8 protein-coding genes are annotated in these 14,238 nt (G+C 67.8%); 5 read left to right on the forward strand and 3 right to left on the reverse strand.

All coding sequences use genetic code 11. The features are described from left to right. Positions 1-178 precede the first annotated feature (178 nt). From OHA91_RS10375 to OHA91_RS10385, 3 genes are all read left to right on the forward strand, one after another. Positions 179-1,360: a serine/threonine-protein kinase gene (locus OHA91_RS10375; RefSeq protein ID WP_328739151.1), complete on the forward strand. Its 1,182-nt coding sequence runs from the start codon at positions 179-181 to the stop codon at positions 1,358-1,360. 116 nt (positions 1,361-1,476) lie between these two features. Further along, on the forward strand, positions 1,477-4,362 hold the full coding sequence (locus OHA91_RS10380; protein ID WP_328739152.1) for a DEAD/DEAH box helicase: 2,886 nt from the start codon (positions 1,477-1,479) through the stop codon (positions 4,360-4,362). 15 nt (positions 4,363-4,377) lie between these two features. Further along, positions 4,378-9,456, forward strand: coding sequence for a class I SAM-dependent DNA methyltransferase (locus tag OHA91_RS10385; RefSeq protein WP_328739153.1), 5,079 nt, complete (start codon positions 4,378-4,380; stop codon positions 9,454-9,456). A 55-nt stretch (positions 9,457-9,511) separates the two neighbouring features. On the opposite strand, the gene OHA91_RS10390 is transcribed toward OHA91_RS10385, so the two are convergent. Together OHA91_RS10390 and OHA91_RS10395 are read right to left on the reverse strand one after the other, a co-directional pair. Then, positions 9,512-9,715, reverse strand: coding sequence for a DUF397 domain-containing protein (locus OHA91_RS10390; RefSeq protein WP_328739154.1), 204 nt, complete (start codon positions 9,713-9,715; stop codon positions 9,512-9,514). After that, positions 9,712-10,548, reverse strand: a complete 837-nt coding sequence (locus OHA91_RS10395; RefSeq protein ID WP_328739155.1) for a helix-turn-helix domain-containing protein — start codon at positions 10,546-10,548, stop codon at positions 9,712-9,714. Before OHA91_RS10395 ends, OHA91_RS10390 begins: the two co-directional genes overlap by 4 nt. 147 nt (positions 10,549-10,695) lie before the next feature. Between OHA91_RS10395 and OHA91_RS10400 the strand changes: the two genes are divergently transcribed. Continuing rightward, complete coding sequence (locus tag OHA91_RS10400) at positions 10,696-11,163, forward strand: ATP-binding protein (protein ID WP_408059161.1); 468 nt, start codon at positions 10,696-10,698, stop codon at positions 11,161-11,163. Between the two features lie 18 nt (positions 11,164-11,181). Next, positions 11,182-12,657, forward strand: a complete 1,476-nt coding sequence (locus OHA91_RS10405; protein ID WP_328739156.1) for a hypothetical protein — start codon at positions 11,182-11,184, stop codon at positions 12,655-12,657. Positions 12,658-12,660: 3 nt separating this feature from the next. Here OHA91_RS10405 and OHA91_RS10410 read toward each other — a convergent pair whose 3' ends face one another. Further along, a complete protein-coding gene (locus OHA91_RS10410) occupies positions 12,661-14,229 on the reverse strand; it encodes an NnrS multi-domain protein (RefSeq protein ID WP_328739157.1) in 1,569 nt (522 codons plus the stop codon). Positions 14,230-14,238: the final 9 nt, after the last annotated feature.

The raw sequence follows: 14,238 nt of genomic DNA on the forward strand, positions 1-14,238 counted from the left end.
CGGTCGTTCGCGAGGTGGTCGTGGACCACAGCAGACGAAGGACCCTGAGCGTCACATGGGCCATATCAGGCCAAGGAGCGGGGAGTGTCCGCAGACCGGACCGAGCGCCGAAGGCCGCCGATACCCTATGACGCGTACGCGCGCGACCATGCGGCAGAGCTTCAAGGTGAGGACCCCAGTGCACACAACACCGCTGAGCCCGGATGATCCGGCGGAGCTGGGCGGGTTCACGCTGCTGCGGAGGATCGGCCACGGCGGCATGGGCCAGGTCTACCTCGGCGAGTCCGCCGCGGGTGAGGCCGTCGCGGTGAAGGTCATCAAGCCGACGGTCGTCGACTCGGAGACCCGGCAGCGGTTCGCCCAGGAGATCGAGGTCCTCAAGACGGTCTGGGGTCCGCGCGTCGCCGCGTTCGTGAAGGCCGACACGGAGTCCGAGCAGCCGTGGCTCGCGACCGAGTACGTCGAGGGCCCCGATCTGCGCCGGCTGCTGGATGCGCGCGGCGTCCTCCCGCCCTTGGCAGCCGCTTCCCTCGGAGCGACCCTGGCCGAGGCACTGGCCGGGGTGCACGGCCAAGGTCTGCTGCACAGGGATCTCAAGCCGGCGAACATCCTGCTCGGCCCCAACGGCCCCAAGATCATCGACTTCGGCCTCGCCGTCTTCGCGGAGTCCAGCGCCTCCCTCACCGCCCCGAACATGGTGATGGGCACTCCGGCCTGCATGGCGCCGGAGCAGGCGAACGGGGAGAAGCCGCTTACGGCCCCGGTGGACGTGTACGCGCTCGGGGCGGTACTGCTCTTCATGACCACCGGACACTATCCGTACCAGGCAGATCACGTTCAGGTGCTGTTCAGCCACATCACCAACCCTGACAAGGCCCCCGACCTGTCAGGTGCCCCGGAGGAACTGGTCGGACTCCTGTCGTCGATGCTCCAGTACGCGCAGAAGGACCGTCCGACCATGGACGACGTGGTCGCTCAGTGCGTGAAGGTGATCAAGGCGCACGGGTCGACCGTGGCCCAGGCCCGGCGGCGGCTGGTCTCTCTCGCTTCGTCCGCATGCGAACCGCATGTCTTCGAACCGGTACCGGCGACCGCCCCGTCCGCATCGGAGACTCCGGTCTACGCCGAGGCGACGACTGCCCTGGCCCCGAGCCAGGATGCCGTGGCCGTGGCGCCGACCGTTCCGCTGCCGCAGCAGCCCGTTCCGGCTCCCGGGCCGGGGTACACGCCCACAGTCGCCGCGACCACCCCGGCTCCCACGCCTGCGCCTGCACTGCCTGCGGGCCCGCGCCGCTCTGCCGCCGCGCGTCGTATCGCCGCCCAGCTCCGCGAGACGTACGCCTCGACCGCGGCTTTCTGATCAGGTCCCGGCCGTATCACAGGGGCCGGCGAGACAGGGACAGCCGTCCCTCTTGTACTGGACCAGCGGCGAACAGAAAATCTTCACAGTTCAACATCTACCAGGAGGTACCGCGGGTGACCGCCCAGCAGTCCAGTCGGCAGCCCACCCCAGGGGCCGGCACGAGCCTCCCGCCCGGCGCCCAGATCGTCGTACGGGACGAGGAGTGGCTGGTCAAGAACGTCACCCGGACCGACCACGACGGCGACCGGATCGAGGCCGTGGGGATCTCCGAGTTCGTCCGCGATCAGGAGGCCGTGTTCTTCACCGGCCTGGAGCGCACCCGCGACGGCGCACCGGGCATCGAGTTGATGGACCCAGCCAAGACCACCCTCATCAGCGACGACTCCCCGAATTTCCGTCGTAGCCGGCTCTTCCTCGAAGCGATCCTCCGCAAGACCCCCCTGGCCCAGGCGGAGCGCGGCCTGGCCCTCGCGGACAGCTTCCTCCTGGACCCGCTCCCTTACCAGCAGCGACCGGCTCAGCTCGCTCTCTCCGGCCGGAACCTGCGCCCCCGCATGCTGATCGCGGACGTCGTCGGCCTCGGTAAGACCTTGGAGATCGGTCTCACCCTCGCGGAGCTGATCCGCCGCGGCCGTGGCGAACGCATCCTCGTGGTGACCCCGCAGCACGTCCTGGAGCAGTTCCAGCACGAGCTGTGGACGCGGTTCGCGATCCCGCTGATCCGCCTCGACTCCGCGGGCATCGAGCGGATCCAGCGGGAGATCCCGGCGGGCCGCAATCCCTTCACGTTCTTCAAGCGCGTGATCGTCTCGATCGACACCCTCAAGAACACCGATCAGTACAAGCACCACCTGGAGCACATCCGGTGGGACGCCGTCGTCATCGACGAGTCGCACAACCTGATCAACCGCGGTTCGCTGCGCAACCAGCTCGCCCAGCTCCTCGCCCCGCAGACCGACGCCCTCATCCTCGCCAGCGCCACCCCCCACAACGGCAACGCCCGCTCGTTCGCCGAGCTGATCGCACTGCTCGACCCGGCGGCAATCCGCGACCCGGAGCGGTACTCGGCCGAGGACATCAAGCACCTGTTCATCCGGCGCACCAAGGTCAGCGCCGAGGTGCGGGAGAAGATGTCCGGCCAGTGGGCCGACCGGGGCCCCTCCGAGTCGGTGCACAGCCCGGCGACCCCGGCCGAGGAGAAGATCTTCGAGGAGCTGACCCAGGTCTGGCTGCCTGCCGAGGGCAGATCGGTGAGCGACGTACCGCTCTTCCCCTACACCCTGCTCAAGTCCTTCCTCTCCTCGCATGCCGCCCTGAGCTCGACGGTCGAAGCCCGCATCAAGACGCTGGTGAAGAAGGACGTCCTGGAGGCGACGGGCGCCGAACTGGCCGCGCTCCAGCGACTGCGGGATCTGACGGCCGGGATGACCGAGCAGGACTCGGCCAAGTTCACGGCCCTCGTCGAACAGCTGAAGGCGATCGGGGTCGGGCCGCGCAGCGAGACGCGGGTCGTGGTCTTCTCCGAGCGCGTCCAGACCCTGGAGTGGCTGCGGTCCACCGTGCCGGCCGCGCTCGGTTTCAAGGGCAAGGCCCTGGAGGAAGCGGCCCGTGTGATGCACGGCGGCCTCTCCGACGAGCAGCAGATGCAGTGCGTCGAGGACTTCGGTCTCGCCGACGCACCCGTACGCATCCTCTTCACCGGCGATGTGGCTTCCGAGGGTGTCAACCTGCACCGCCAGTGCCACCAGCTCATCCACTACGACGTTCCGTGGTCGCTGATCCGGATCGAGCAGCGCAACGGCCGTATCGACCGGTACGGGCAGACCAACAAACCGCAGTTCCGCGCCCTGATCCTGACCAGCGAGGTGGACGGCGCGAAGGACGACCGCACGGTCGCCGAGCGGCTGCTGGAACGGGAGGACGAGGCGCACCGCTCGCTCGGCACGGCGGAGGCGGTCTCCGGTCTGTACCGCGCGGAAGCCGAGGAGAAGTCGCTGATCCAGGACCTCCTCAAGGGCCGCACGGTCGACGAGTCCCTCCAGCACACCGCCGAGGAAGCGGGCGGGGCGGACGACTTCCTGGCGGACTTCTTCGCCCAGGTCGACGACACGACTGAGCCCGCCGCCACCGACGCTCCCGCATCGGACGATTCCTCGGCCGCCCCTCCCCAGGCGCATGTGCCCCGCCTCTTCACGACGACGCGCGAGTTCGTAGACGAGGCGGTCCGAGAGGTCTTCCCGGATGCCCAGCAGTCCCTCGGGATGGACCGCGACCCCGAGAACGGCCTGATCTCGTTCAAGCCCCCGGCGGACCTGGTGCACCGGCTGAAGGCGCTGCCGCCCGACTACCGCCGCGAGCAGCGCCTGAGCGAGCGCCTGCTGGTCACCCTCAACCGCAAGCTCGCCGACCGCTCCCTCGTACGCGCCCGGGAGTCCGGCACCTCCAGCTGGCCGGAGATCTCCCTGCTCACCGACCTCCATCCGGTGGTGGAGTGGCTGACCGACAAGGTCCTCGTCAAGCTGGGCCGCCAGGAGGCCCCGGTCATCACGGCCGATGTCGAGGCGCCCGTGTACCTCGTACAGGGCATCTACTCCAACGCGCTCGGCCGCCCGACGGTCGTGAAGTGGATGGCCGTGACGGGCGAGGAAGTCACGGACGACATGGTGGGGACGCTGCGCGAGGCCGGTATCGGCCCGACGATGGCCAACCCCCTGCGCCGCCACGACGTGGACGGCCTGCGGGCGGGCATCCCGGACGCGCTGGAGGCCGCGGAGGCCTTCCTGTCGCGCCACCGCTCCGATTGGGACGAGGCCCTCCTCGCCCCGATCGAGGAGTACCGGCAGCGACTCGGCAAGTGGGAGCAGTCCACCCTCGCGGGCGAGGAGACCAAGGACGAACTCTCCCGCCTCGCCGACTCATTGCTGACGACGGGCCGCCCGATGCTGCGCGTCCTGGCCGTCCTCGATTCCGCCCACGACGGCTCCGTCGCACAGGCCTAGGAGAAGCAGAACCACATGACGTACGACTCCCTGGTCAACCGCGGCGAGTACTTCTCCGCGCACTACCTGGCCGAGGTCTTCCCGAAAGACCTGAAGTCCGGTCTGCTGGCGGCCTGGAAGGCCCGCGAGGAGGAGGCCAAGTCCTCGTCGGACCCCGAACAGGAGCAGGAAGCGGACCCTCAGGCGCTCCCGGTCACTCCCCGCCTGGGTCTGCGCGCACTGCGCCGTCCGTACTTCCGTACGCGCGCCTTCTTCGCGGAGGCTGCGGCGGGCGCGGCTGACGACGCGACGACGTACGACGCCCCCGAGTGGCGTGAGCGCGCCGCTTCCCTCAATGCCTCGGTGCTCCGCTCCCTGGGCTACGACGCCAAGCCGCAGACGCTGACGGTCTCGCGGGCGGACCACACGTACGAGATCCCGGTCGCGCACGCCGAACCGGGCCTGGTGGCCGTGGACTGCGGCTGGGCGGCCGAACCCGACGCGGCCCTGGACCCGGACGGCCCCGGCCGCCTCCTGATCCCCATCGCGCTGGATGCGTCCACCTCCCTCCGCACGGGCTCGAAGCTGGCCTCGTTCCTCTTCGCGAGCGAGGACGCGCCGCGGTATGTCCTGCTGCTGGCCGGCGGTGTGATCGTCCTGGCGGACCGGGCGGCGTGGGGCGAAGGCCGCTACCTGGCCGCCTCGCTGGACACGGCCCTGGACCGCAACAACACCAAGGACGGCCAGGAACTCGACACCCTGGCGGCTCTCTTCGGCGCGGACTCCCTCCGCACCCCGGAGGAGGGCGGCGAGAACCCCCTCGCAGGACTCGTCGACAAGTCGACGAAGCACGCGGTGGGCGTCTCCTCCGAGCTCCGCGACGGCCTGCGCGAATCGGTGGAACTCATCGCGAACGAGGTCCTGGAACGGATCACCAGCCATGAGGACGTCCGCCTGGAGGACGTGAAGGAGCTCCCGGAACTCTCCCGACAGCTGACCCGCGAGTCGCTCCGCTACCTGTACCGCATCCTGTTCCTCCTGTACGCGGAGGCCCGCCCCGAGCTGGGCATCCTGCCGTCGGACTACCCGGAGTACCACCAGGGGTACGGCCTGGGCCGGCTCGGCGAGCTGGTCGCGGAACGGGACCTGGTGGGCGAGAAGGCCCGCGAGGGCGTGTACCTGTACGAGTCACTGGACCTCCTCTTCAGCAAGGTCCAGGAGGGCTACCGCCCGCGCCGCACGCACGGGGTGGCGAAGAAGGAGTCCGAGACTGCGAAATCCGAAGACATCGGGCTCCGCTTCGAGCCGCTGCACTCCAAGCTCTTCGAGCCGGAGTCGATCCGTCTGATCGGCGCGGAGTCGGTCAAAGACCCCCGCCACGACGACGACGCGGACGGCGATCCCCGCTACCTGGACACGCGCCTGCGCAACGCGACCCTGTACAAGGTCCTGCGGAAGCTGATGCTCACGCGGGGCAAGAAGGGCGAGCGCGGCGGCTTCATCTCGTACGCGCAGCTCGGCATCAACCAGCTGGGTGCGGTGTACGAGGGCCTGATGTCGTACGCGGGCTTCATCGCGGGCGAGGAGCTGTACGAGGTCGCGAAGAACGGCGACCCGAAGGACGGCTCCTGGCTGGTCCCCGCCTCGAAGGCCGACGAGTACGCGGACTCTGTCTTCGTCCGCCGCCGCGACGAGGAGACGGGCGCCGATGTCCGGGTCCGCTACCGCCCGGGCTCGTTCGTCTACCGCCTCTCGGGCCGCGACCGCCAGACCTCGGCCTCGTACTACACCCCGGAATCCCTCACCAAGGTAACGGTCCAGCTGGCTTTGCAACACCGCCTGGACCAGGACGACACCGTCACGGAGGCCCGCGAACTCCTGGACTGGAAGATCTGCGAGCCGGCCCTGGGCTCGGGCGCGTTCCTGAACGAGGCCATCAACCAGGTCGCGGCGGAGTACCTGCGCCGCCGCCAGGAGGAGACCGGCCAGGCGATCGACACCGAGCAGTACCCGGTGGAGTTCCAGAAGGCCAAGGCGTACATCGCGCTGCACAACGCGTACGGCGTGGACCTCAACTCGACCGCCGTCGAACTGGCCGAGGTCTCCCTCTGGCTCAACACGATGCACCCGGGCATGGAGGCCCCCTGGTTCGGCCTCCACCTGCGCCGCGGCAACTCCCTGATCGGCGGCCGCCGCGAGATCTACTCCGCGGAACGACTGAAAAAGGGCGGCTGGCTGGGCACCACCCCGGAACGCTTCCCCCTCACGGAAGCTGCGAACGGCCTCCCGTCCGGCTCGGTCCACCACTTCCTTCTCCCGGCGAAGGAGTGGGGGGCGGTCGCCGCCGAGAAGGAGGCGAAGGCCCTCGCGCCGGCGGAAGCCAAGGCGCTGGCCGCCTGGCGCAAGGCGATCACGAAGTCCCCGTCAGCGAAGCAAACGACCCGCCTCCAGGGCCTGGCCCGCCGCGCGGAGTACCTGTGGCAGCTGGTGGTCCGCCGCCTGGAGATCTCCGAACGCGACATCAGCCGCAAGATCGACGTCTGGGGAGCCGAACCGGACTGGCTCCGCCAGCCGGTCGAAGCGATGCAGCGCGATGACATCCTGGCCGACCTTGAGGCGGTGGACACCCCGTACTGGCGCCTGAAGACCCTGATGGACGCCTGGTGCGCCCTGTGGTTCTGGCCGGTCCAGGAGGCGTCCCTCCTGGACGGCACGAACCCCCGCTACCGCCACGCAGCGGAACTGGCGGAACAGTCGGCCGCGTACGAGGTGGCAGTGTCGGACCCGGAGGACGACGACTCCGGCGTCCTGATGTCCTGGGAGGAAGAGGCTCTCCCCGGTTTCGGCACGGAGGCCAAGCAGCTCTCCCTCACCCAGGAGGACGTGGCCAAGCGCCGCATGGGCCGCCGCAAGGAGGCCATCACCGAGCAGCGCCGCGCGGTCATCCCCCTGGCCAACCTGGACGACTGGCTCGACTTCGCCGAGTCGCTGCTCGGCACGCAGGACGTCCCGTCGGAGTCCCTGGTCGCCGCATTCGAGTCCCTGACGGAACTGACCCCCTACGAGGACGCCCTCCCGGACCTCATGGGCATGGACCGCTCCTATTGGCTGGAGTCCCGCTTCCCCTGGGCGGCCAAGTCAAAGGACATCGCGACCCAACAGGGTTTCTTTCATTGGGAACTGGAGTACGCACAGGTCTTTGAACATGGCGGCTACGACTTGCAGGTCGGGAACCCTCCTTGGGTTCGGCCGGACTGGCAGGAGGACTCGGTTCTCGCGGAGTCAGAGCCCTGGTTCAAGCTGACTGAGAACCCGACCACTGAGGAATGGCGACTTCGAAAGCAGGAAACACTTCCAATTCAGGCCGAGTTCTACATGGGCGAGCTCGCATCCAACACCGGACTCACAACAATACTCAGCTCGGGCGCCATGTACCCGGATCTAGTCGGCACGCGTTCCGACCTCTACCGCGCATTCATGTGCCGGGCGTGGATTAACCTAAACACCCAGGGAATGGCAGGTCTAATCCACCCGGATACCCACTTCGGAGGCAAACAGGAAGGCCACCTCCGATCCATCACCTACCAACATCTTCGAGTGCACGCGAGCTTCGTCAACGGCGCCAACTGGGCTTTCGAAGATCTCGCCCGTAAGCAAGAGTTCGGCCTCCACGTGTACGGAAATAGGACCTCTGTAGACTTCTCTCACCTGAGCAGTCTATTCGCCGCCGAAGTGCTTCCGAATTCCCTCAAGCATGATGGCACCGGAACGGAACCTGGAATCCGCGAAAGCGATAGATGGGATATCAGACCTCACTCCGCCCGCGTCATCCACGTCAACGAAACGACTCTCACCGAGTGGCACCGGCTCGCGGGAGACGTCACCGTTCCGGTTATGGAGACACCCCTCGTATATCCTATTCTGCAATCAGAACAGGGCGCCATCGCCGCCCTGGCCTCCGCGACCGAGCGCCTCGGAAATCACAACCCAAAGATCAGTCCAGGATATAACGAAACCAACGCAAAAAGAGACGGACTGATCCGCTGGTCAACCTCCGAACCGGATTCCCTCACCGATCTCGTGCTTCAGGGACCCCATTTCTCTGGAGCGACTCCATTCAATAAGCAGCCGAAGAATCCTTGCCGAACCAATCGCGACTGGATTTCTTTCAATCTCCCTTCCCTGCCTCCTCAATTCACTCCCCGCACAAACTATGTTCGAGCGTGCGACCACGCAGCCTATGAGGCCGCCCAGAATTCGTGGGGAAGTCGCCGCTACACAGAATACTTCCGCCTCGCCTGGCGCGTGATGGTCCCTCCCTCCAATGAGCGCAGCCTGTTTGCCGCACTCATCCCACCCGGCCCTGCTCACGTCCACACCGTTCAGTCGATGGCACTACCCACCAATCGTTTGACCGTCTTGAACGCAGGCTTCTGGGCCGCCCTCCCATTGGACTACTTGCTGCGCATCACGGGCCGTTCACACCTCCAGGTCACGGAGGCCCACAAAATGCCTGCAGCCACACCCGAGCACCCCCTCGCCGCCGCCCTCCTCCTGCGTACCTTGCGCCTGAATTGTCTCACCGATGCTTACACCCCCCTTTGGGGAGAGCTGTTCCAACTCACCTGGCCTGGATACGAAGACTGGGCCCACGCATGGCCAACTCTCATGCCCCTCGCGGGACACCTCAAGGGGACCTGGGAGTACGAAACACCCCTCCGGACCGAGTACGAGCGCCGCGCAGCACTCGTTGAGCTCGATGCCCTCGTGTCCGTCTGGCTCGGGATCACCGCAGATCAACTCGTCGCGATCTACAAGTCCCGTTACCCAGTCCTCTCCGACTACGAGGCGGAGATGTACTTCGACGTACACGGCCGCAAGATCGCCCGGAACCACAACACCTATGGCTACGGTCAGACCAAGGAGGCCTACCCGGCGCTCCTTGACCACCTGGACAACCCGGCCACCGTCCCGCCGCCCGAGGGGTACACCGCGCCCTTCTACAAGGCGGACCGTGAGACCGAGATGCGGGCCGCGCACGCACACTTCTCCGCGCGGCTCGACGCGGAGATCGCCGCCGGCCGGTGGACGCCACCCGTGAAGGCTGACGCGTAGGAACACGAACGGGCCGCGCCAACCGAGTTTGGCGCGGCCTGTGTTGTCGTGCAGGTCAGTGGGAGGCGAAGGCAACAAACGTCGCCCATTGCTGCGCGTCGAAGCTCAGCATGGCCCCGGTCCTATTCTTCGAGTCGCGGACGTGGACCGAACCGACAGCGTTCGCCACCTCCACACACTCGCCGCCCGCGCCGCTGCTGTAGCTGCTCTTGAACCAGGCCGATTCGGGCACGGCCTGCACAGGCTCCTTCGCGTTCATACGTCTCCCAGCGCCTTTTCAATGACGTCCAACGATTCACGTGGCGTGAGCGCCTGCGCCCTGAGGAGTCCGTATCGTTCCTCAAACTCCCGCACCGACTTGCGCTCGCTGTACAGGCGGCTGTCCTGGTGCGCCTCCACGTAGGCCATCCTCCGCCCTTCCCTAGTCTCGATCAAGGTGAACGAACCGCCCAGTCCGGCGTGTTCCTCCAGGGCAGTCGGCATCACCTGGATCGCAACATTGCGCCTCTGGCCAGCCAGGAGGATCTGCTCCAACTGCCCCCTCATCACGTCCCGCCCGCCGAGAGGACGCCTGAGCATCGACTCCTCGATCACGAAGCTGATCGTGGGCAGGGGCGTCCGGGAGAAGATGTCCTGACGAGCCAGCCGAGCCGTGACCCGCTCCTCGATGGTCGCTTCATCCAACAGCGGCAGCCACATCGCGAACACCGCCCGTGCGTACTCCGCCGTCTGCAACAGCCCCGGCACCGCCTGCACCGCGTACACGTGCAGTTCCACAGCCTCCTTCTCCAGCTTCGCCGCGCCGCGGAAGAACGCCGGGTACCGTACCCGCTCGATCTCTTCCTTCATGTCCATCAACATGCCGCGCGCACCCAGCAGCTCATCCGCCTGGTCGATGAACTTCGGCGGCGGGATCCGTCGCCCCTGTTCAAACGCCGCGATGGTCGACGCCGAGTACCCCGTCCTCGACCCCAACTCCGGTCGCTCCAGCTCCGCCCATTCCCGGAACCGCTTCAGCTGACGCCCGAAGACGAGCAGGATGCCCGTCCCCGCCTCAGCATCGTGCCCGGCCTCCGCCTGCTGTTCGTCCACGATCCGCGCCTCCCGCGCCCAACGTCCCGGCCGTCCCGCCGGTCACGCCCCGTACCGCCGACACCGTCCGCACCGACGCGTACAGCTGGCACCCGTCAGTGCGTCACTCCTGGTCAACGCTACTCACGCAACGCCACCGTTAGTCGCATGAAGCCCACATCTCCCCCGATCCAGCTCTCCCCCGCACTGCCCACCTCCACCCACGAGTTCGACATGTGTTTCACCTCCACCCCACGCGGCGCACGGCTCGCCCGACGCCTCGTCTCGCACCGCCTCCACGAGTGGGGCCACCCCTACAACACCCCTGCCAACGACACCACCACCCTCATTGCCGCCGAGCTCACCGCGAACGCCGTACGCCACGGCCACGTCCCCGGCCGGGACTTCCGCCTCCGCCTGACCGTCAACCCCGACGGCACGACCATCCGTATCGAGGTCACCGACACCCGCACCGAGCGCACCCTCGCCCTCAGCGCCCCCACCCCTGACTCCGAATCGGGCCGCGGCCTGCTCCTCGTAGCGGCGCTCGCCACCCGCTGGGGCGTCACACCCCGCCAAGCCGCCCCCGGCAAGACCGTCTGGGCGGAGATCAACACCGTCCGACCGGACGAGTGATCCAATAGGCTTCCGTCCATGGTCTATGCGATCTCCCTCTCGTCGGAGGAACTCGACGACATCGACTGGCAGTTACAGCTGGACCAGTTCATGAGCAAGACCATGGGGTTCTCCCTGCGGCCGCGAGACCTGTCACCTCAGGTGGCCCTCGTGTTCGCACGCGCCCGTTCCTCCGCAGGCACGGCCCACCCGGCCTACCATCTGCGCTGGCTCGGTGTGGTGAAGCACCCCAAGGGCCGGAAGGTCGGCACCCGCGACGCCCTGATCAAGGTGGAGCCGTTGTGGCGCAGCCCCGCCCCGGTGGAGCTGGCCGCGGTGACGGCCTCGCTGTCCCGGATGGATGCCGAGGAACTCACCGCGATGCTCTTCAACGAGGTCGTCGTACTGCCCGACGAGCTCGGTGAGCGCCTCGTCGCCGCGCTGCGCGAGCTCGGGCCGCGGTTCGCCGAGCTTCTCGACCGTCTGAGCAGCGTCGCGGATCAAGTCCCCTTCGACAGCTCCCGCATCGAGGACCGCTCCTGGCAGGAGCAGTACGACTCCGCACGGCTGGCGCTCAGCATCGCCGAGTTCCCTCTGGCCCCACTCAGCGCCTGGCGCCGGCCCCGGAGCCCGCACGACACCTACCTCGCAGGGTTGATCCCCGAGCCCACCGAACAGAGCCTCATCGAACACGATGCCGCCCACTCCGTAACCGAACCAAGATTCCTCCAGCCCTGGGACCGCCCGGACTTCCGCTGCGACATCCACGTGTTCGAGCACCAGGGTCGGCGCATCGAGGTCGCCAACGTCAACGCCACACCGGTCGAGGCGCGGCTCGGCAGTGACCTGATCTATTACCACGAGGCCACCCACAGTTTCGTGCTGGTCCAATACAAGCGGCTGCCGTCCGTGCAGCGTTGGATCTACGTGGACGACCGGCTGCGTGGCCAGCTGGACCGGCTGGAGGCCGTCGCGCGCTTGAGCCGTCCGGCGTACGCCCCGCACGACTGGCGCCTGGGCAGCGACCCCTGCTTCGTGAAGCTCGCCTACTGGCCCGAGGACGGCCGAGGCGACCCCGGCGGACCGGCGGCCGGCATGTACCTCCCGCTCTCCTACGTCCACCTCCTCCTCCAGGACGACTGCACCCTGGGGCCCGGCGGCGGCAGGCGTCTCGGCTACGACTACGCCGACCGGCACTTGATCAACAGCCAGTTCATCGAACTCGTGAAACACGGGCTGGCCGGGACCGTGGGTACCACCCGGGAAGACCTGCTCGCACTCGGTGAGGAGCGTGCCGCGGAGGGCTATTCCGTGACCATCGCCGCGGAGCTCGGGGACGGGCGACACCCCGGAGAGGCCGTTCGGGAACGGCAACGGCGCGCCAACTCCCGTGGAGCCAACAAGCGTCAGGCCAGGAAGTCGCCCCCGGTGACTCCCCCGACCGCCACCGAGCCTCGGCAACCCGTCACCGGAGAGCAACTGTCCCTGGGACTCGACGACCTCTTCGCAGACTGACGGTCAGTCTCCCTTCGGCAGGCTCTCGTACGAGAACGTGCACCGGACCCTGCCGTCCGCGGCCGGTACGAGGCGCACCTGCTCGGCCGGCATCTGCAACGCCTTGCCCGCCGGCTCGTCCCACAAGGACACCGTTCCTCCGGCCTCCCCGAAGGAGACGTACGGCCGCTCGGGTCGCAGGACGCCACCCCGGCTGCTGAGTTTCGCCGCCAAGACCGTCGGCTCCACGCACATCCACTCCGGCTCCACCCCGAAATAGGAGGGCAGTTCCGCCTTCTGGGCCGCAGCCGTACGGAGCTCCTTCACCGCGTCCCCCGCCGAGTCCAGCGCTCCCAGCGTGCAGAACAGCACCACCGCCACCTGGGCGACCACGTACGACAGGACACCGAACCGCTCGACGGGGCTGACGAATGACGCGTGCACGTGCTTCGCTATGCCCCACAGGGCCGGCACGAACAGGGCGAAGCTCAGAAAGCTCAAGAGTTTGAGGGCCGAAGCGGCCTGCCATATCGCGGGGACATCGAGGTCATTGGGTGTTACGTCCAGGCTGTCGGCGTACAGCGCGTGCATCACCGACCCTGAAGCCACAACACAGGACGCGACCAGCGCGAAGAGCAACGGTGCGGCCCAGGCGAGCCATTCGCCCCACGTCCACTGGCGGACCAGCAGCCAGATTCCTGTAGCCGTCGCCGTGACGGCGAAGACCGACAGTACTTGCACTGGGGTCCAGCCCCTCGTATCCCCCATGTCCGCGCCCAAGGCGACGGCAAGGAGGAACGCGGTCACCACGCCCCACGTGAGGATGCTCCCCACGCGACCCCCCTCCGCGAACACGCCGCGCGTCAACCAAGCGGACCACAGAAGGCACAACACCGCGGCAGTGCCCCAGACCCACGTTCGCGTACCGCTCGCCTGCCGTGCGACGACCACGCAGAAGAGCATGGCGAACGTCCAGGCCATGACGCGGGACGTGACACGCTGATGGTCCTCCTCGCGCCGCTGCACGATGTGCCTTCGCTCCCGGCCATGGCGTGCTCGCACGTCGATGGCGGCCTCGGGAGCGGAACCTCCGGGCAGGTCCATCCGCGACAGCCGCAGGGCCTCCGAGGCCGTCCCCCTCACCAAGGTGCCCGTGTCGTGCCGACCGGAACCCTCGGAGAGGCGCGCGCGTGCCATCGCAGTGGATCGGCGCAGCCGTGCCATCGGCGTCAAGGGCCTCGGATCGGGCACACGGGGTGGCCTGTGAGCCACCGTATGTGCCCGCCAGCCGGTCAGTTGCTCCCGATCGCGGTCCACCGGCTCACAGCGTCGGGCGTACATCTCCAGCCTGGTTCTGCGTGCCAGCCGTTGCACCCACCATTCGGCCGCCTGCTCGGTGCGCCGGTTGCGGGCTCCGAAGAACCGCACCTCGACGGAGTACAGCCGCGCCGAGGCATCCACGCTCAGCACGCCCTGCGAGGCGCCCTCGCCCCGGGCAAAGGCAGCGACGACCGGCCAGCCCTGCTGGTCGAACGCCCGCTCCGCCTCGTCCCAGTCGCGCTGCTCCCCCCGCACCTCGACCAGAACGAGCACGCGTTGGTC

The sequence above is a fragment of the Streptomyces erythrochromogenes genome (assembly GCF_036170895.1).
GTDB classification, from domain to species: domain Bacteria; phylum Actinomycetota; class Actinomycetes; order Streptomycetales; family Streptomycetaceae; genus Streptomyces; species Streptomyces erythrochromogenes.

Coding starts and splice junctions, on each gene's coding strand:
- OHA91_RS10385 (WP_328739153.1), top strand. CDS start 4,378: ATGACGTACGACTCCCTGGTCAACCGCGGCGAGTACTTCTCCGCGCAC.
- OHA91_RS10390 (WP_328739154.1), bottom strand. CDS start 9,715: ATGAACGCGAAGGAGCCTGTGCAGGCCGTGCCCGAATCGGCCTGGTTC.
- OHA91_RS10400 (WP_408059161.1), top strand. CDS start 10,696: ATGAAGCCCACATCTCCCCCGATCCAGCTCTCCCCCGCACTGCCCACC.
- OHA91_RS10405 (WP_328739156.1), top strand. CDS start 11,182: ATGGTCTATGCGATCTCCCTCTCGTCGGAGGAACTCGACGACATCGAC.